20 protein-coding genes and 1 tRNA gene are annotated in these 19053 nt (G+C 51.5%); 5 read left to right on the top strand and 16 right to left on the bottom strand.

Features of this window, described 5'->3' with window-relative positions; genetic code table 11:
* Window positions 1–32: 32 nt before the first annotated feature.
* A tRNA-Leu gene (locus Q8M75_RS07425) sits at window positions 33–119 on the top strand.
* A 72-nt stretch (window positions 120–191) separates the two neighbouring features.
* Here Q8M75_RS07425 and Q8M75_RS07420 read toward each other — a convergent pair.
* From Q8M75_RS07420 to ndk, 13 genes are all read right to left on the bottom strand, one after another.
* Complete coding sequence (locus Q8M75_RS07420) at window positions 192–1532, bottom strand: adenylosuccinate synthase (RefSeq protein WP_305487928.1); 1341 nt, start codon at window positions 1530–1532, stop codon at window positions 192–194.
* 47 nt (window positions 1533–1579) lie between these two features.
* Window positions 1580–2761, bottom strand: coding sequence for an ATP phosphoribosyltransferase regulatory subunit (locus Q8M75_RS07415; protein ID WP_305487926.1), 1182 nt, complete (start codon window positions 2759–2761; stop codon window positions 1580–1582).
* Window positions 2762–2773: 12 nt separating this feature from the next.
* Window positions 2774–3643 (bottom strand): protease modulator HflC, encoded by an 870-nt coding sequence (hflC, locus tag Q8M75_RS07410; protein WP_305488227.1) that lies wholly within the window; start codon window positions 3641–3643, stop codon window positions 2774–2776.
* Window positions 3644–3648: 5 nt separating this feature from the next.
* Window positions 3649–5091 (bottom strand): FtsH protease activity modulator HflK, encoded by a 1443-nt coding sequence (gene hflK, locus Q8M75_RS07405; protein ID WP_305487924.1) that lies wholly within the window; start codon window positions 5089–5091, stop codon window positions 3649–3651.
* Window positions 5081–6337, bottom strand: coding sequence for a GTPase HflX (gene hflX / locus Q8M75_RS07400; protein ID WP_305487923.1), 1257 nt, complete (start codon window positions 6335–6337; stop codon window positions 5081–5083). The genes hflK and hflX overlap by 11 nt, the downstream gene beginning before the upstream one ends.
* Window positions 6315–6560, bottom strand: coding sequence for an RNA chaperone Hfq (gene hfq, locus Q8M75_RS07395; RefSeq protein WP_108469158.1), 246 nt, complete (start codon window positions 6558–6560; stop codon window positions 6315–6317). The genes hflX and hfq overlap by 23 nt, the downstream gene beginning before the upstream one ends.
* A 159-nt stretch (window positions 6561–6719) precedes the next feature.
* The gene (gene der, locus Q8M75_RS07390) at window positions 6720–8078 is read right to left on the bottom strand and encodes a ribosome biogenesis GTPase Der (RefSeq protein ID WP_305487920.1); all 1359 of its coding nucleotides are present in this window, start codon (window positions 8076–8078) and stop codon (window positions 6720–6722) included.
* Window positions 8075–9208 (bottom strand): outer membrane protein assembly factor BamB, encoded by a 1134-nt coding sequence (bamB, locus tag Q8M75_RS07385; protein WP_305487919.1) that lies wholly within the window; start codon window positions 9206–9208, stop codon window positions 8075–8077. Before bamB ends, der begins: the two co-directional genes overlap by 4 nt.
* Window positions 9205–9861, bottom strand: coding sequence for a tetratricopeptide repeat protein (locus tag Q8M75_RS07380; protein ID WP_305487917.1), 657 nt, complete (start codon window positions 9859–9861; stop codon window positions 9205–9207). Before Q8M75_RS07380 ends, bamB begins: the two co-directional genes overlap by 4 nt.
* A 39-nt stretch (window positions 9862–9900) precedes the next feature.
* Window positions 9901–11208: a histidine--tRNA ligase gene (hisS, locus tag Q8M75_RS07375; RefSeq protein WP_305487915.1), complete on the bottom strand. Its 1308-nt coding sequence runs from the start codon at window positions 11206–11208 to the stop codon at window positions 9901–9903.
* Window positions 11205–12470, bottom strand: a complete 1266-nt coding sequence (gene ispG / locus Q8M75_RS07370) for a flavodoxin-dependent (E)-4-hydroxy-3-methylbut-2-enyl-diphosphate synthase (protein WP_305487913.1) — start codon at window positions 12468–12470, stop codon at window positions 11205–11207. The genes hisS and ispG overlap by 4 nt, the downstream gene beginning before the upstream one ends.
* 35 nt (window positions 12471–12505) lie before the next feature.
* On the bottom strand, window positions 12506–13660 hold the full coding sequence (rlmN, locus tag Q8M75_RS07365; RefSeq protein WP_305487910.1) for a 23S rRNA (adenine(2503)-C(2))-methyltransferase RlmN: 1155 nt from the start codon (window positions 13658–13660) through the stop codon (window positions 12506–12508).
* 4 nt (window positions 13661–13664) lie between these two features.
* Window positions 13665–14090, bottom strand: coding sequence for a nucleoside-diphosphate kinase (gene ndk, locus Q8M75_RS07360; RefSeq protein ID WP_108469164.1), 426 nt, complete (start codon window positions 14088–14090; stop codon window positions 13665–13667).
* Window positions 14091–14383: 293 nt separating this feature from the next.
* Between ndk and Q8M75_RS07355 the strand changes: the two genes are divergently transcribed.
* A complete protein-coding gene (locus Q8M75_RS07355; protein WP_305487907.1) occupies window positions 14384–15085 on the top strand; it encodes a Bax inhibitor-1 family protein in 702 nt (233 codons plus the stop codon).
* Between the two features lie 103 nt (window positions 15086–15188).
* Window positions 15189–15383, top strand: coding sequence for a hypothetical protein (locus Q8M75_RS07350; RefSeq protein WP_305487905.1), 195 nt, complete (start codon window positions 15189–15191; stop codon window positions 15381–15383).
* Between the two features lie 32 nt (window positions 15384–15415).
* On the opposite strand, the gene Q8M75_RS07345 is transcribed toward Q8M75_RS07350, so the two are convergent.
* On the bottom strand, window positions 15416–15658 hold the full coding sequence (locus Q8M75_RS07345; RefSeq protein WP_305487903.1) for a type II toxin-antitoxin system Phd/YefM family antitoxin: 243 nt from the start codon (window positions 15656–15658) through the stop codon (window positions 15416–15418).
* 186 nt (window positions 15659–15844) lie between these two features.
* On the opposite strand from Q8M75_RS07345, the gene Q8M75_RS07340 reads away from it, so the two are divergent.
* Together Q8M75_RS07340 and Q8M75_RS07335 are read left to right on the top strand one after the other, a co-directional pair.
* Entirely contained in the window at window positions 15845–16189 is a 345-nt protein-coding gene (locus tag Q8M75_RS07340; RefSeq protein ID WP_305487900.1) for a nucleotidyltransferase domain-containing protein, read from the top strand.
* Window positions 16186–16566, top strand: a complete 381-nt coding sequence (locus Q8M75_RS07335) for a HEPN domain-containing protein (protein WP_305487899.1) — start codon at window positions 16186–16188, stop codon at window positions 16564–16566. The genes Q8M75_RS07340 and Q8M75_RS07335 overlap by 4 nt, the downstream gene beginning before the upstream one ends.
* A gap of 95 nt (window positions 16567–16661) precedes the next feature.
* On the opposite strand, the gene rlmD is transcribed toward Q8M75_RS07335, so the two are convergent.
* The gene (rlmD, locus tag Q8M75_RS07330; RefSeq protein WP_305487896.1) at window positions 16662–18239 is read right to left on the bottom strand and encodes a 23S rRNA (uracil(1939)-C(5))-methyltransferase RlmD; all 1578 of its coding nucleotides are present in this window, start codon (window positions 18237–18239) and stop codon (window positions 16662–16664) included.
* Window positions 18232–19053 (bottom strand): 3'-5' exonuclease, encoded by an 822-nt coding sequence (locus Q8M75_RS07325; RefSeq protein ID WP_305487894.1) that lies wholly within the window; start codon window positions 19051–19053, stop codon window positions 18232–18234. Before Q8M75_RS07325 ends, rlmD begins: the two co-directional genes overlap by 8 nt.

Here is a 19053-nt window from a genome sequence, read left to right as displayed (position 1 = left end):
AAATGGCCGCTAGCCCTATAATAGAGCCCAATGCCCAGATGGCGAAATTGGTAGACGCACCAGCTTCAGGTGCTGGCGATCGAAAGGTTGTGGAGGTTCGAGTCCTCTTCTGGGCACCATCATTCCAAATGGGGTTGTGCATTTTTAGCGCATTGCCCCCTAGCATTGTGCAGAGCTGAACTGCGTTTGCCTTAAGCCTCAAATGGGTGCTGCAGGAGTATGGTTTCATCGCGCTCCGGCCCTGTAGAAACCATTGCAATCGGTTTGCCCGCAACGGCTTCGATCCGGCGCAAAAATGTTTGCGCCTCTGGTGGCAACTTATCCCACTCCCGAATACCGTAGGTCGTGCCTTTCCAGCCCGGGAAATCCTCATAAATCGGCTCGCAACGCGCAACCGCTTCTGCGCCGCGGGGAAGAACATCCAAGCGCTGACCATCCAAGTGATAACCCACGCACAAGCGAATGGTTTCAAATCCATCGAGTACGTCCAGCTTAGTAATGCAGAGACCACTGAGGCCATTAATCTGAATCGAGCGCTTTAAAGCGGCGGCATCGAGCCAACCAGTACGACGCGGACGGCCCGTCACCGAACCAAATTCTTTACCGACTTCTGCCAACCGAATGCCGACTGGATCTTGCTTGGCCGGGTTGTCGTGGTCATAGAGTTCGCTTGGGAAAGGACCTGCACCTACGCGCGTGCAATATGCTTTGGTAATGCCCAAGATGTACTGCAAGGACTCGGGGCCAACGCCGGATCCGGCTGCGGCATTGCCTGCTACGCAATTGCTGGAGGTGACATAGGGGTAAGTGCCGTGATCAATGTCGAGCAAGGTGCCTTGAGCGCCCTCAAACAAGAGCGATTGACCTGCTTGCCCTGCTGCATAGAGTGCACTCGAAACATCCACTACCATGGGCTTGATGCGCGCTGCATAGGACATGGCTTCATCGAGGGTCGCTTTGTAATCCACTGGGCTCGCGCCGTAATACTGCGTCAACATGAAATTGTGATATTCCAAGTTCTCGCGCAACTGCTCAGCAAACTTCTCGGGGTAAAACAGATCCTGCACTCGCAATGCACGGCGCGCTACCTTGTCTTCATAGGCAGGTCCAATACCGCGGCCAGTGGTACCAATCTTGGCTTCGCCGCGTTTTTTCTCACGGGCATGATCAATCGCCACGTGGTACGGCAAAATTAAAGTAGCCGCTTCCGAGATACGTAAACGGGAACAGACATCTAAACCAGCCGCCTCGAGCTCACCAATTTCTTTAAAGAGCGCTTCAGGTGAGAGCACAACACCATTGCCGATATAGCAAATCACTTGCTTGTGCATGATGCCGGACGGAATTAAACGCAGAATGGTTTTCTTATCACCAATAATGAGGGTGTGTCCCGCATTGTGTCCACCCTGAAAGCGCACAACCGCTTGCGCATGGTCGGTTAACCAGTCGACGACTTTGCCTTTACCTTCATCGCCCCACTGCGTGCCAATAACGACCACATTGCGGCCACGAGTTTGTTGTTGTTGAGGCATATTTAATCCAGTAATAAACAAATCAATCAAAAAGACATTGCAGGGTACTAGCTACTCTTGCCAGCGCTCTTTGGCTGCACTTTCCAAGTGCCGCCCTGCTCAACTAAAACACGATCCAGTCGATATTCTGCACTGAGTCCAGCATCGCCAGGCGCTAGCTGAACCACAATCTCACCCGCACTACGCAGGGCCTGTATAGCCGCATTCAACCCCGCATCGCTGATCCAAGGGGCCACAATCGCCGAACCCTCCTCCAGGTCAGTGGACAAGCCGGCTAAGGTGAGCAAATCAATCGAAAAACCCGTGGCTGGTCGGGCACGGCCAAAAGCCTGTCCCACATGATCGTAACGACCGCCCCGCGCAATCGGCTGGGGTAATGCATCCACATACGCGGTAAACATCATGCCACTGTGATATTGATAGCCACGCAAATCAGCTAAATCAATGCTGACTTCGGGCGCCGATGGCATCAAACCAATGGCATTGCTTAGTCGCTCCAGCAGCGCTAAGGCATCGCTGACCAGAGCATGGTTTGGCAAAGCCGTCCGCGCTCGCACAAGGACTTCAGCAGCCGGGCCACTCAGTTCAGTTAATGCCATTAAGGCTTGACCAACGGACTGCGGCAAATTGCGAGACCAGTTTGCTAGGCCGCTACGGTCCTTGCTTTGCAAAAGTCCGTAGAGGGTCTCCATCTCTTCTTTTGCGACGGCCTGATCCGCTACGATGCCAGTCAATATGCCGGCATGCGATAGATCAAGATAAACCTGCGAGAGGCCAGCGGTTTGCAATGTTTGCAATAGCAGCGTCAGCGCCTCTAAGTCAGCTTCCCAGCCAGCGTGGCCATAAATCTCTGCACCCAGCTGCAACTCTTCGCGCGAAGAGCAGCCAATGGGTGTACGGGTGTGGGCAATCGATCCTGCGTAACAAAGCCGCGTTACGCCAGTACGGTTGAGTAGGTGCGCATCAATACGAGCGACCTGCGGCGTCATATCGGCGCGCAGCCCTAGCGTTCTGCCCGAAAGCTGGTCAACCAATTTAAAGGTTTGTAAATTGAGGTCTGAGCCGGTGCCCGTGAGAAGGGAATCTAAAAACTCGAGTAACGGCGGGGCAACCAGCTCGTAGCCGTAGGAGCGATAAAGGTCCAGCAAGCTGCGGCGCAGCTGCTCCACTTTACGCGCCTTAGCAGGCAAGACATCGGCGATGTCTTCAGGCAGTAACCAACGATTCACGATACGCGCTTCTTATTTCTTATTAAGGTGCTTAAAGAACTCATTATTGGGTTCAATCACCATAATATCGCGCTTATCTTTGAATGAGCTCCGATAGGCTTCTAGGCTGCGGTAAAACTGCGCAAACTGCGGGTCGCGACCAAAAGCCTCGGAATACAAGGCCGTTGCGCGTGCGTCGCCGGCACCTTTGATGCGCTGCGCGTCACGGTAGGCTTCCGCCAAAATCACGTCCCGCTGACGCTCTGCATCCGCACGAATCTTGTCGGACTCAGCAGCACCGGTTGAGCGCAATTCATTGGCTACGCGCTTACGCTCTGCTTCCATGCGGCGATAGACCGAGTCACTAATCTCGGCCAAGAGATCAACCCGCTTTAAACGGACATCGACAATCTCAACGCCAATATCAGCAGCATCTACCTCTACTTTTTTGCGAATGTTTTGCATCACTTCATCGCGCTGCTCAGAAATAATTTCCCGGATCGTGCGTTTGGTGAACTCTTCATTCAGCGCGGAACGCACCAGCTGCGTCAAGCGATCAGAAGCCATCCGCTCATCACCCTTAAAGCTGATGAAGAATTTACGCGGATCAATAATGCGCCACTTCACATACGAGTCAACCAGCAAGTTTTTCTTTTCAGCAGTGATATAGCGTTCTGCTTCTGGGTTATCAATCGTCATGATGCGACGATCAAAGAAACGTATGTTTTGAAATGGTGCTGGCAGCTTAAAGTGCAGGCCGGGCTCATCCGCTGTTCGGACAAACTGACCGAAAGCAAAAACCACAGCGTACTTACGCTGATCCACTACGAAAATGCTGGAGGAAAGGACGATGCCAATCAGCACCAGACCAACAACGGTTGTAATAATGCGGTTCGGATTCATATTCATTATCGTGCGTCCCGATCTCGGCTACGTAAACCGCCATCACGGCGATCTGGAACGCGCTCGGGCGCTCTGGTAGTGGGTACATCAGCGGCGGGGGCAACCGTAACAGAGCCAGTGGCTTGGCTTGCTGCTTGATTGCTTTCTGCAGTCACTTGCGACACGATCTTATCGAGCGGTAAATAAAGCATATTGTTGCCTTTTGCAGTATCAACCAAAATCTTCGAGACGTTGGTATACACCTCACGCATGGTGTCTACATACATCCGATCGCGGGTGACTTGCGGTGCTTTCGCATACTCCACCAAGATTTGCTTAAAGCGCATCGCATCACCTTCTGCAGTTGCAATGACACGGGCCTTGTAGCCTTCGGCCTCTTCGATTAATCGCGCTGCAGTACCTTTGGCACGCGGGACAATGTCATTGGCATAGGCCTGACCTTCACTCTTCAAGCGCTCTTGGTCTTGGCCCGCTTTTACAGCGTCATCAAAGGCCGCCTGCACTTGCTCAGGGGGTTGCACATTTTGCACCGTGACGCTGGTGATAAAGATACCTGCCTTGTAGCTATCTAAGATGCGCTGAATCGATGCGGTTAAGTCAATCGCAATCTTTTCACGCCCTTCGTAGAGCACGTTATCCATGGTGCTACGCGCAACGATTTCACGTACGGCCGTTTCGGCTGCTTGCACTACGGCAAAATCCGGATCACGGTTATTGAAGAGGTATTCGGTTGGGTCTTTGAGTCGGTACTGCACAGCAAAACGTACATCAATAATGTTCTCGTCTTCAGTCAACATCGAAGAGTCTTTTTGGTTGGTTGCCTTAATTACGACTGAGCGACCAATTTCGACCGAGCGTACCGCTGAAATATTCACGACTTCAGTAGTTTGAAACGGATACGGCATGCGCCAGTTAATACCAGGTCCTGCGGTGTAATCGTATTTACCAAAGGTTAGAACCACTCCAGCCTGACCCTCTTGGATCATAAAAAAGCCACTGGCAATCCAAATGAAGAAGACGCCACCAACGGCAGCCAAAATGCCATTCTTAGAGGAAAACGGCATGCCGCCCGAGAAAATCGGTGGACGGGAACCGCCGGGAGGACCGCCTCGGCCATTGTTGGGGTTGGGATTGGGTTTGCCATCCCAGCCACCACTGGGTCGACTAGGACCTTTTTTGCCGCCAAAGAGGTTGCTCAGGCGATCATTAAAGTCGCGCCAGAGTTCATCGAGGTCGGGCGGGCCATTGCCTACCGGTTTGCGATCGGTGTCAGGTTTACTCGAAGGCGGGTTGGCCGAGGCACCCTGCTCTTCTGCTGGGGGCGCACCCTCATTGCCAGCATTACCATCCTTAGACCCAGCGGCATCGCCTTTATTGTCATTTGGACGTGGCGAATTACCCCAGCCAGGGTCATTTACCGAAAAAATCGAAAGCAGTCTACGCATCATGGGGTAAATAGTGTTTTAGTGGAATTGGGTTAAATTCAGCGGAATCAGGTCGTTCTGTCATAGGGGCCAACAACTCCTCCGTAGTCAATTGCGACTTGGGTCGGTTGTGTTGATCCCTAATTCTATCAGTCATTACAGCGCTTTGAGCGAGAGTTTCCCTCAGTAAATCAAGGCCCAGCCCCGTTTGCGCCGACAGATAAATGCGGCTTGGCTGACCCTCAATATCCCTCACAACCATGGGCCCTTTGGTAAAGGTCTGGGGCATCAGGTCGATCTTGTTCATCACCTCAAGCCGGGGGATGGAATCGGCCCCAATTTCAGCCAGAACCGCCTCAACCTGGGCTTGCTGCTCCTTGGCTACAGGGCTACAGGCGTCAATCACATGGAGTATTAGGTCGGCATGGATGGTCTCATCCAAGGTCGCCCGAAAGGCTTCCACCAGCTGATGGGGCAAATCCCGGATAAATCCAACTGTATCGGAGACCACAATCGAGCCCACTTCAGGCAAAAACACCCGCCGGGAGGTGGTATCCAAGGTAGCAAAAAGCTGATCAGCTGCATAGGTATCGGCCTTGGTTAAGGCGTTAAACAAGGTCGATTTGCCCGCATTGGTGTAGCCCACCAAGGAAACCGAGAAGACGTCCTTACGGCTGCGAGACCGACGCTGGGTGCGCTGTTGGCGTTGCAATTTCTCGAGTTCAAGCTCAAGGCGCTTGGCTTTGGTCGCCAGCATGCGTCGATCCAGCTCCATCTGGGTTTCGCCAGGGCCGCCACGCAAACCAATACCGCCCTTTTGACGTTCCAAATGGCTCCAGGCGCGCACTAAGCGCGACATGCGATAGCGCACTTGCGCCAACTCAACCTGGGTTTTACCAATGTGGCTTTGAGCGCGCTGCGAAAAAATATCTAATATCAAGCCGGTACGGTCCATCACATGGTGGCCGAGGTGGCGCTCTAAATTGCGCTGCTGGCTTGGGGATAAGGGGTGATTGAAGATAACGAGTTCAGCGTCGTTGTCTTCTAAGGCCCGTTTGATTTCATTGGCCTTACCTGAGCCGACAAACAAGGCAGGATCGGTGCGACCTTTGCGCGCCACCACGCTCGCGACGGGAATGGAGCCTGCGCTATCCGCCAGCAGACTAAGTTCAGCCATGCTGTCGGGGAAATCCTCTCGCCCCGAATCGACTCCTACTAGGACCGCGCGAACGGGATCAATGCCGGTTTTATGCAGAAGGCTCGTCCTCATCCGCACGGAACGTGACTGCACGGGCCGGCACGATGGTGGAAATAGCGTGTTTGTAGACCATCTGCGTGACGGTGTTGCGCAACAAAACGACGTACTGATCGAAGGATTCAATATTGCCTTGCAACTTAATGCCGTTGACCAAGTAAATCGATACCGGAACGTGCTCTTTGCGCAAGGTATTCAGGAAGGGATCCTGAAGTAATTGGGTCTTATTGCTATTCATACTGCTCCTTGTTCATTATTGGATGTGTGGGAGTCTTGCTTTTATTCTGGTGCTGCAGGGGCAGGCGCAACAATCGAACTTCGCCCTATTGTTATTAATATATACCGCCTGCCAAACTTTTGCCAAACCTGAAATAGCGTTGGATTAGAAGGCGCTAAATTAGCGTTTTTTGCCCTTATCTGCGTCCACGTAAGGGTTTTTATTGGTGCGCATTTCGATCCGCAGTGGGGTTCCCCGCAGCTTAAACGCCTCCCGAAAGCGCCCTTCGAGGTAGCGCTTATAGCTATCCGTCACACCGCTCAGCGCACTGCCATGAATCACCACAATTGGCGGGTTCATGCCGCCCTGGTGGGCATAACGTAATTTCGGACGACCCATACCTACGCGCTTGGGCTGTTGATGCTCTACTGCCTCGGCCAAGATACGCGTCAGTCTGGGGGTTGGCAATTTAGCCATGGCTGCGGCGTAAGCTAAGTCGACGTCTTTGAAGAGCTCCTTAAGACCAGTGCCCTTGATTGCTGAGATGGGATGCACGTTCGCAAAATCCAAGAAGCGTAGCTTTTGTCCAATCTCAACTCGGCAGCGCTCTTTAACGTAGTGATCCACGCCATCCCACTTATTAATGGCAAGAACCAGTGCGCGGCCTGCTTCCAAAATAAATCCAGCAATGTGTGCGTCTTGCTCTGAAATATCTTGCTGGGCATCGAGCATCAAGATCACGACATTGGCATCCGCAATGGCCTGCAAGGTTTTCACTACCGAGAACTTTTCAATTGCTTCAAACACTTTGCCACGGCGACGCAAACCAGCAGTATCAATCAAGATATAGGGCTTGCCGTTCCGCTCAAACGGAACCTCAATCGCATCCCGAGTGGTGCCCGGCATATCAAATGCAATGACGCGTTCTTCACCGATGAGTTTATTGATCAGCGTTGACTTGCCTACATTGGGACGACCAACGACGGCGATTTTCATGGCGCGCGGCGTTAAGGGATCAGCATCCGCATTGTCATCGGGCTCAGGTATACCGAGCTCATCCAGCGCATCTTCAATCAGTGTTTTAACGCCATCACCATGCGCGGACGAAATGGCAAATGGCTCACCCAATCCGAGCTCATGGAAATCGGCCGTCACTACGCCCTGCGACATGCCTTCAGTTTTATTGACGGCCAACACAACGGGGCGACCGGTCTTGCGTAAAAAGTCGGCAATCACGCGATCTTGTGGTGCCATACCCAGGCGGCCATCCACCAAGAAAATAATCAAGTCCGATTCGGCAACAGCTTGCTTGGTTTGCTTGGCCATCTCAGCCACGATGCCGGTTTTTGCCACCGGCTCAAAGCCGCCGGTATCCACGCAAATAAACTCACGTGAGGTAATGCGGCTATTGCCGTAATGGCGATCCCGGGTTAAGCCAGAAAAGTCCGCAACCAAGGCATCGCGTGAACGCGTTAAGCGATTGAACAAAGTGGATTTGCCGACGTTTGGTCGGCCAACAATGGTGATGACTGGTTTCATTTGGGGCTATACGCTGTTAGCTTACCGCCTTGAGACTGAACCAGAATCAAGCCGCCTACTGCAATCGGTGCTGCCGTTACTGGCGTGGTGTCATGGCGAACACGCGCGAGCATCTCTCCGCCCGACTGCGACATCGCATGAATGTAGCCTTGCTTGTCGCCCATGAGAACAACGCGTCCAATTGCTAATGGCTCGCCGACATCGCGCCAGGTCAGTTGGGTGTTCTCCCATACCTGCACGCCGTCACTGCTTCGAAATGCAGTGACGTGGGATTTTTCATTGGCAGCAAAAACAAACTCAGTGCTTTGCGTGGTACCAGTAAAGCTAGAAAAATCTTTAAACCATGTCAAGGTACCAGTACGCGCTTGCGCACAACCGATGCGCCCCTGATAGGACACAGCACAAATCCGCTCACCTTCCATGCTCGGCTTGGCACTGACATCATTCAGGCGCTCGATTTCGGAGAAGCCTTTCGGAAAGGAAATCGGGGTTTCCCAAACGAGTCCACCATTGGCAATGCCAATCATGCCAAAGCGCCCACCTGCAAAGCCAGTCACGATCACTTCATCACCAATCGATAACATGCCGTAACCGACGCGCAAGGACAGTGCCGATTGTTGGCGCTGGTATATCCAGCGGCGTTTACCGGTTGCTGCATCCAAACCCACAAAGCGATTATCTAAGCCCCGAATCACCACCACGCCTCCGGCTACAACCGGGGCAGTCAATACTTCCCCGCCAATGTGAAACTTCCAAATGTTTTTGCCGCTGTCGTCGTAGGCAAATACATCGCCTTCTGTAGTCACTACTGCAGTGACTTTGCCATCCGAGCCGGGACCAATGCTGAGTTTTTCGGGAACAGTCACATCCCATACTGTCTTGCCACTTTGTAAATCAATTTTGCGCAGACTGCCCCGACGCGATGCGGCATAGACTGCATCACCCGCTACTGCCGGGTGAAAGTTAAAGGGTTCTGATGAGCCAATGCTGAGCGACCATACTGGCGCTAAATCAAACTGGTTGCTGACTTTGACTAACTCAGCAGGCTGGCGCACCCGTGCCTTACCGGAGCAAGCCACCAGGCTTACCGCCAATACGGCAACAACGGCAGCACCTAGAAGCCGTTTCATTCAATGCCTCCAACGGCATCGAGTTTTACTTTTAAAAGACTGCGCGCCTCTTGTGGAAACTCTTTGGATTTTTCCAATAACTTCCATGCCTGCAAATAACTAGCCCTTGCATCGGCATTTTTATCCTGTACCAAATACCAATCACCACGGCGCTCAAGCCACAAAGGCTCAAACCCAGGAGTGGGTTTGCCCTTCAAAATGGCATCGGCTTCCGCGAGGGACTTCGCGCTACCCTCATCCATCAAGGTCGTTGCTAAGCGCAACTTTCCTAAGGCTTTATAGCCATCGTTTGCTGCTTTTTCAGAAACCCAGCGCAGGTAGGCTTGGGATTTAGCAGCATCACCGGCATCGGCAGCCAGTTTTGCTGCAATCAAACTCGCCATGGGGGCATAGCTGGTGCCGGCAAATTGCTTTTGTAAGTCGTCTGCTGCCTGCATGCTTTGTTCTTTATTGCCCTTTTCAATCGAGCCCATCATGGTTTCATAGAGCTTACCGGCTTCAGTTGCTTGACTATTCTTCCACCATTGCCAACCGTTGTAGGCGGCAAATACAAATAAAACAGCCGTAACGAGGCCCATAATGACGGAGCGGTATTTCTCCCAAAAGGCTTTTAAGCTATCGAGTTGTTCTTGTTCTTCAAGGTCTAAAGGCATAACGATCCAGGCTATTAAATACGATACGAATGCGTCATTCTATTCGGATGTCGCTACTAAGGCATCAATTACCGTGCCGAGCAAGCCATCCAACGGAATAGCCCGCTGCTGCTCACCGCCACGCAAATCTTTGAGCTGTGCCTCATTGCGTGCTAATTCATCGGGGCCAATAATCACTGCATACGCTGCGCCGCTAGCGTCGGCCTTCTTCATTTGGGACTTAAAACTGGCTGTTTGACCGTCCGGAGCACAAAACAAGACAACGTCAATCCCGGCACTGCGCATTTCCTCAGCAGCGACCAAAGCGGTACGCAAGGTCTCGCCGCCCTGGTGCAACACAAAGACATCGCACAAATTTGTCGGCTCGGGCAATGACTCGGACACCTTCATGAGTTCGAGTACCCGTTCCATGCCCATCGCCCAACCACATGCTGGTGCTGATTTACCACCCATGCGCTCGATTAAGGGATCGTAACGACCGCCACCGGCAATCGTGCCTTGGGCTCCAAGAGCGTCAGTCACCCACTCAAATACCGTCAAGTTGTAATAATCTAAACCCCGCACTAAGCGCGGATTGATTTTGCACGGTACGTTATTGGCTTTCAGTAAAGCTTGCACTGCTTCAAAATGCGCCAGCGATTCGGGTCCCAGAAAATCGAGTAAGCGCGGTGCGCCTTCAATCAAGGCTTGCATCTCAGGATTTTTCGAATCCAATATACGCAGTGGATTGGATTTGAGGCGGCGCTGTGAATCAGCATCCAGCGCATTGGCGTGTTGCTCAAAGTAGGCAATTAAGGCAGTGCGGTGCTGAGCACGCTCATCGGCTTGACCCAGGGAGTTGATTTCTAAGCGCACGCCGCGTAAGCCCAGTTCGTCCCACAGGCGTTGACCCATCAAAATGATTTCTGCATCGATATCGGGACCGGCAAAGCCCAATGCCTCAATACCAAACTGGTGAAACTGGCGATAGCGTCCGCGCTGTGGCCGCTCATGCCGAAACATCGGGCCGGTATACCAAAGGCGCTTGGGGCCGTCATAAAGCAAATTGTGTTCAATCACGGCGCGCACCAGTGCAGCGGTGCCTTCGGGCCTGAGCGTTAACTGCTCGCCATTTAAACGATCTTCAAAGGAATACATCTCCTTCTCAACAATGTCAGTTACTTCGCCAATGCCGCGCTGGAAGACGGGCGTGGATTCCACAATCGGCGTTTTGAGTAATTCGTATCCATAGGCGCGCGTAAGATCACGCACGGCATTTTCCAAATGCGTCCACTGCTGGGCATCGGCAGGCAGCAGGTCATTCATGCCCCGCACGCCATTTATTTTTTGCAACTTGGGATTACTCATGCTTGCTTACTGCCGTAACGGGTTTTGACGTACTCTTCAACAATTACCTGAAAGTCCTGCGCAATCGATTCACCGCGGAGCGTCTTTACTTTGACGCCATCGACAAATACCGGAGCAGCCGGCGTCTCGCCCGTACCCGGTAATGAAATGCCAATATTGGCGTGCTTACTTTCGCCCGGGCCATTGACAATGCAGCCCATCACAGCGACGTTCATTTCTTCAACACCCGGATGGGTTTTTTTCCACACCGGCATTTGCTGACGTAAATACGATTGAATATTGGCGGCTAATTCCTGGAACGTCGTGCTTGTCGTGCGACCACAACCAGGACATGCAATCACCATCGGCGTGAAATTACGCAGGCCCATGGTTTGTAATATCTCTTGGCCCACAATCACTTCGTTTTCGCGGGGAGCGCCCGGATCGGGCGTCAGTGAAATACGAATCGTATCGCCGATACCCTCTTGCAATAGGATAGCTAAAGCTGCAGTCGATGCCACAATGCCTTTGCTACCCATACCCGCTTCAGTTAAGCCAAGATGCAATGGGTAGTCACAGCGGCGCGCAAGGTCGCGGTACACCGCTACTAAATCTTGTACGTTACTCACTTTGCAGGAGAGCGTAATTTGATTGGGATCCATGCCCAGCTCTTCCGCTTTCTCCGCGGATTGCAGGGCCGACTGAATCAAGGCCTCGATCATCACTTCTTGTGCTGACTTTGGCACAGGCAATGCTGCATTGGCATCCATGATGCTAGCAAGTAAGTCTTGATCCAGACTGCCCCAATTCACACCGATGCGAATCGGTTTGCGGTATTCGCAAGCAGCTTCAATCATTTGCGCAAACTGGGGATCACGCTTTGCGCCCTTGCCTACGTTGCCTGGATTGATGCGGTATTTCGATAGGGTTCTAGCGCACTCGGGATGCTCTTTGAGCAAGGTGTGGCCGTTGTAATGAAAGTCACCAATGAGCGGCACGTGCACGCCCATCTTATCGAGCTGCTCCCGAATATAGGGAACAGCAGCGGCAGCAGCCGGCGTGTTGACGGTAATGCGCACCATTTCAGAGCCGGCACGCGCCAATTCTTTGACTTGGATTGCAGTTGCAATCGCGTCTTCGGTATCGGTATTGGTCATCGACTGCACGCGGACCGGTGCATTACCGCCGACTGTAATCCGGGCACTTTCCCAAACTACCTCGGATTGACGAGAAGCGCGCTTAGGGGATGGACCAAGGGGTAATGGGGGTAGGCAATTTGACATGGTTTTAGTCGGCTCTGTCATTGGTATATGCAATATTAACGGTTGACCCATTCGATGGGTTGTTCGTAAAGCGCGCGCTCACGCACACGCGTGCGATCAACCACATCACCAGCGAGTTGGCCACATGCCGCGGCAATATCATCACCGCGGGTTTTACGCACGGTGGCAATCATGCCGGCATCTTGTAATAAATGCATAAATGCCTGAACGCGCTGCGGCAAGGAGCGTGTCAGGCCTGATTCAGGGAAGGGATTAAATGGAATCAGGTTGACCTTGCATTTAATGCCGCTCAGCAAGCGAATTAACTCTTTGGCCTGCGCATCGCTGTCGTTCACATTCTCGAGCATGCAGTATTCGAAGGTTAAAAAATCACGGGGCGCAAATTCTAAATAGCGCTCACACGCTGCCAGTAATTCGCGCAGCGGGTATTTAATATTTAAGGGAACCAGCTGGTCACGCAGCGCATCATTGGGCGCATGCAAGGACACGGCCAAAGCGACGGGGCAATCTTGCGATAAGCGATCCATCATCGGTACCACGCCAGAAGTAGAGACAGTTACGCGGCGACGTGACAAACCGTAGGCATTGTCATCGAGCATCAAGCGCAAGGCAGTCAGTACATTGTCGTAATTGAGCAGAGGCTCGCCCATGCCCATCAGCACTACGTTAGAAACCACACGGCCGCTGTAAACGTAACCTGGAGTTGGGTACTGCTCCAAACGCAAGATGGCGTTCGGGTCTTTCTTTAACTCGTGCTCGGCATACCAAAGTTGGCCGATGATTTCACCGGCAGTGAGATTGCGTGAGAAACCTTGATACCCAGTCGAGCAAAAGCGGCAGTTCACGGCGCAGCCAGCCTGCGATGAGATACACAAGGTACCGCGGTCATCTTCCGGTATGAAGACCATCTCCACCGCATCTTTGGCACCCACATCGATCAGCCACTTGCGTGTGCCGTCTTGGGCCTGCTCATCCCGTATGACGGGTAGCGGTTTGATTTCAGCTCGGTCAGCTAAAGAGGTGCGAAAGGTTTTTGCCAAATCACTCATCGCGGCGATATCCGACACGCCACGCTGGTGAACCCAATTCAGGAGCTGCTTGGCCCGAAATGGTTTTTCATTTAGACCCGCGACATACGCTGCCATGCCGGCAGCGTCAAAATCCAGGAGATTTGTGCGCGGGGTAGTCAATCAATTAACGCGAAAAGATGTTCATGCCTGGGAAAAAGAAAGCGATTTCCACAGCAGCAGTTTCTGGCGCATCGGAGCCATGCACTGCATTGGCATCAATGCTGTCTGCGAAGTCAGCGCGGATAGTACCTTTGTCTGCTTTCTTTGGATCGGTTGCACCCATGAGTTCACGGTTTTTTGCAATGGCGTTATCGCCCTGCAATACCTGAATCATGACTGGACCAGAAATCATGAAGCTCACTAAATCTTTAAAGAATGGGCGAGCGGCATGCACGGCATAAAACTGCTCCGCTTCTGACTGCGACAAATGCGCCATTTTGGATGCGATGACTTTGAGGCCGGCTTGCTCAAAACGAGAATAAATCTGTCCGATTACATTTTTAGCTACTGCATCCGGTTTAATAATAGAAAGGGTGCGCTCCATTGCCATGCAAAACTCCAGTGATTAATTCAATAGTAATAAAAAAACAGCCATTTTTAACCAAAATTTGTAAGGTATCGGCTGCCGATGCGGGTATTACGCGTTCATTCCAACGCCCGCTGATTATACATTGCTTCATCCGTATTTACCCCCATGTCCGCCACCCTAAGCCATTGAATTTGCTGGGTATAACCCTATTTTGTCTATTCTTATTGGCCTAACCCCTTGATTTAATCAATTTTGTCTATACTTGCTATCAAAGTCCCGTGGTGGACTCACGTTATTACATTAAAGGAGTCAATATGAGTGATTTGAACTCGTTCGGCTTTGGGCAAACAGGCTCAGTTGCAAATGCACAGGTCCGCAACCGCGTCCTACGCAATACCTATGCCCTGCTAGCACTTTCCATGGTTCCAACCGTCATCGGCGCTTGGCTGGGTGTTGCAATGGGCTTCAAGCTATTTGAAGGCAGCCCCTTCATGGGCTTTGTTGTCTTTATGGCAGCGGCCTTTGGTTTTTTCTGGGCAATTGACCGCAACAAGGACAGCGGCTTGGGCGTAGTCCTGCTGTTGGCCTTCACCCTCTTTATGGGAGTCATGCTGTCGCGCTTGATTGGCCTCACCCTCAATAGCTACACCAACGGTGCCACCCTGATCATGGGTGCATTCGGCGGTACCGCCTTGATCTTCACGGTAATGGCCAGCATTGCTACCGTCAGCAAGCGTGACTTTACGGGCATGAGTAAGTTTTTGATGATTGGTGTATTGCTGCTCATCGTGGCGATGGTTGCCAATATGTGGCTGCAAATGCCTGCTTTGATGTTGACCTTAATGGTGTTGGCGATCGGTATTTTCTCGGCCTTCATCCTGGTGGATGTACAGCGCATCGTCAATGGTGGTGAGACCAATTACGTGATGGCCACACTGGCTATTTACTTAAACGTCTACAACATCTTCAGCAACCTCTTGGCCCTCTTCGGGATCATGGGTGGCGATCGAGACTAAGTCGTAATCCGCATGAAAGAGAAGCGCCCTGCGGGGCGCTTTTTCTTTGGTAGAAAGGCTTTTGAGGAATAAAATTGCTGGTACCCCCTCTCAAGCAAATAAGATGACTGCATTCAATAAAGACCAATTCCAGCCTGTCCCACACACAGCAGATGATGATGCACTGCTATTTTCAAAACCTGAATTTAAGGCTGCGTGGGATGCACTTGAGGATAAGTATGCTGCCCTATCTAAAGCATTAAAGATGTCTAACGATGCTGATTGGCATACCACCTACCCGTCTGAACCAAATCGCTAAACCCGGCAAAACATTAATAGTAATAATGGCAATTAATGATGCGCCTTTGTTTTCCCTCGGCGATATTGCTTTAATGATTTCTCCAGATGTTTTACGTTGGCAGTAGATTTTAATAAGTGGAATGTTTCCATCAAACTGTTATAGGTATCCAAGGACATCAGTACAGTATCCTCTGCATCCCGTCGAGAAATAATCACAACATCCTGATCCGCAACGACCTGATCAATCACTTGCTTAAACTGCGTTCTCGCATCTGAAAATTGAATAACGCGCATGGCATGCTCCGTGACTTGTTCTATGTATTTTACAAATAGATAGAGGAGTTACTTTGGAAGTAAAGACCTGTTGAGCTGGGCAGGCCAAAATAGCTTGAATACCTATTTTTAATTAAATTGCACTGATGCGAGCCATATTGAGGTGCTTGTTGCCCAAAGTGCTATTTATTAGGATAATTGACCATAATGAATAAGCCCGCTATTGATCCAGCAACCCAAAATGCAGCTCGAGCATTTATGGAAAAAATCGCCCATCAATATGATGTAAGCCAGGTGCTACTTTTTGGTAGCCGCGCTCGCAATGCCCACCACAGTGAAAGCGATGCTGACATAGCGATCTTATTGCGAGGCAACTCAGGGCCTTTTATGACCACGAAGTTCGCCATGGATGATCTGGCTTACGATGTGTTGTTAGATACAGGAATTCGGATCCAGCCTTTGCCTATTTGGCAAGCGGAGTGGGACCATCCAGAGAGCTACTCAAACCCAGGCTTATTGAAAAACATTCGAAATGAAGGCCTTGTACTTTGAATGCTAAAGAGCTATTTGGTAAGGCGCTAATTGCAGCAAGCTCAGCTCAAATTTTGTTAGATGCTGGTGACGTTGATGGCGCTTGTAACCGTGCTTACTATGCCATGTTTGATGCCGCAAGAGCAGCCCTTTTGGCATCAGGCCTAGATGAGGCAGCGGTAAATACCAAAACCCATAGCGGCCTTATTTCAAAATTCAGTTTGCAGCTGGTTAAATCAGGTCAAGTTTCTGTGGAGCTTGGCAAATCATTGAATAAGGTCGAGGACCTCCGCTTGATGGCTGACTACAAAGGCGATACTGTTATGCTAGAAGATGCTGCTTGGGCTGTAAATCAAGCAGATATATTTGTAAAGACCTTATCCAAAACATTTAGTTAAGGCTATGAACGCACATTCGAATTATGCTTAACTCGCTCTAAATCACTCAAGGCAGATTGAAAAACAGGGCATTAAAATTAAGTTCGACTGATGGCTCAGGCTTTACTTTTCGTACCATACGCTTTAGTCATTTTTAGTTCAGAAAGATCGCTTGCTTTAGCGGGTGTTTTTTGTGCCCAAGCTAACGCGGCAGTTAAATCCTTTTTAAGGGCTGGCGTATTTAGAATGCGCTGCCCTGTAAGCTCAAACACCGCAATCGATTCCACATGCGATGTGTGGGGAAACATATTAATGATGCCGGCAGAGCGTAACTGGTAACCGGCTTGGTGCGCCAATATAGCCGCATCCCGCGCCAAGGTTTTTGGATTACACGATACGTAGACGATGCGTTTTGGCAAAAAAGCATCCCACTCGTGCTGCCCGACTGCACTTGCTTGAACAATGTTGGCTAGCGCTTGGCAGATGGCCATGGCACCCTCTCTAGGCGGATCAATTAACCAGCGCTCGGCCTTGCCCCACGAAACAATGGTGTCGATACTGACTTCAAATAGATCGCTCTGCATGAAACGGGCTTTATGGCTGAGCTGATTGTGTACTGCATTTTCTGTAGCGCGCTCAACTAAGCTAGCAAGGCCTTCGATTCCCAATACGCTACTGGCTGTGCGAGCCAATGGCAAGCTGAAATTACCGATACCGCAAAAGAGATCGAGCACCCGGTCATCCGCTTGCACTTCCAAGAGTCGCAAGGCGCGGCTAACTAGGGAGCGATTCATCAGGTGGTTGACCTGGGTGAAGTCGGCCGGCTTAAACGGCATCTCAATGCCAAACTCCGGCAGGCGATAACAGAGTCTTCCCGTTGGCGGATGAAAGGGAGCCAAGCTTTGCAAGCCGCTGGGTTGTAGCCAAATCCACACACCATGCTGATCGGCAAATGCCCTAATAGCTGCTTGATCTGCGTCTGTGAGCGGCTCTAAATGCCGAATCGCTAAAGCCGTAACTTGACTACCGATTTGCTCACCCTCGCCTACAGCGAGTTCAATTTGCGGTACTCGGCTCGGATCGCTGAGCGACATGATGAGCCCGCGCATCGGTTCTAGCAAATCGGATACATGCTTGGGCAATATTTGACATGACAGCATGTCGGCCACATACGCACTTTGGTGCTCATGAAAACCCACCAGCACCGTGCCTTTTTTAATCGAGCGATTGACCACGCTAAAACGAGCTCGGTGGCGGTAGTGCCAAGTGGGCCCAGCCATGGGTCGCAACACCTCTTGCGGTCGTAGCTGCCCGATGTGCAGCAGGTCATCTTCTAGTACACGTTGCTTGATCGCGATTTGTGCGCGGATATCCAAGTGCTGCATGGTGCAGCCGCCACACACTCCAAAATATTCGCAGGCGGGCTTAGCCCGAAAGACGGCTTCTTTGAGAATGTCGATTACTTTGGCTTTAGAGAAGCGGGATTTATCACGGGTAATTTGGTAGCGCACTACCTCGGTTGGCAAAGCGCCCCGAATGAAGATGACTTTGCCACTCTCGCCCCGGGCGGCCGCTTCCTCGGTGGGCGCTAAGCGCGCAATGCCTTGCGCATCGAGATCTAAGCCCTCGACTACGATCGGATCGGATACAGCGTGGATTTCTGGCGCTGCGCGTGCGCGTGGTCGCCTAGGCATCGCCTGCAAAACCAGCGAGGTATTCTTGCCAGGCTTGGCCGTTTGGCTCTTTGGCCTCTTGCTCTAAATAGCGCTTCACAAAGTCCAACTCTTCATCGTGCTCGGCTTGCGTCACCCCACCCCGCAGGAGCTGGTAACGGCAATACATGAGATAGGTATTGACCACATCGGTTTCGCAATAGCGCCGAATGTCCGCTATCTTGCCGTCTTGGTAGGCTGGCCAGACTTGACTGCCATCCATGCCCAGCTTGCCTGGAAAGCCGCACAGTTTCGCTAAGGCATCCAAAGGGGCATTAGCGCGGCCATTGAACTTCGCCAGCAAATCCATTAAGTCTAAATGCCGCATGTGGTAGCGGCTAATGTAGTTGTTCCACTTGAACTCGCGGCTATCGCTGTCTTGGCTCTCGCCCATTTCCCAGTAGCGCGGCGCATGCACTTGATTGATTAAGGCGCGGTAGTGCAAGACCGGTAAATCAAAACCACTGCCATTCCACGATACCAATTGCGGCGTGTATTTTTCGATCAAATCAAAAAATGCCTGAATCAATACCCTTTCAGAATCATCTGGATTGCCAAGGGACCCGACTTTGATTTGCGGCAAGCCTTCTTTGGTCGTGCGCCGAATCACACAGGAGATTGCAACGATGCGTTGCAGGTAGAGGGGTAAAAAATCGCTGCCGGTTTTATCTAAACGCAGTTGCATGACTTGCTGCGCTACATCGCTATCCGTCATGCTCGCCGGAAAATCCTCCAGCCGGCGCAGACCCACTACATCTGGAATGGTCTCAATATCAAATACCAGAACGGTTGTCAT

This window comes from Polynucleobacter sp., assembly GCF_030693775.1.
Classification (GTDB): Bacteria; Pseudomonadota; Gammaproteobacteria; order Burkholderiales; family Burkholderiaceae; genus Polynucleobacter.
The sequence above is the reverse complement of the archived record's forward strand: the minus strand, read 5'-3'. Positions and strand labels throughout refer to the sequence as shown.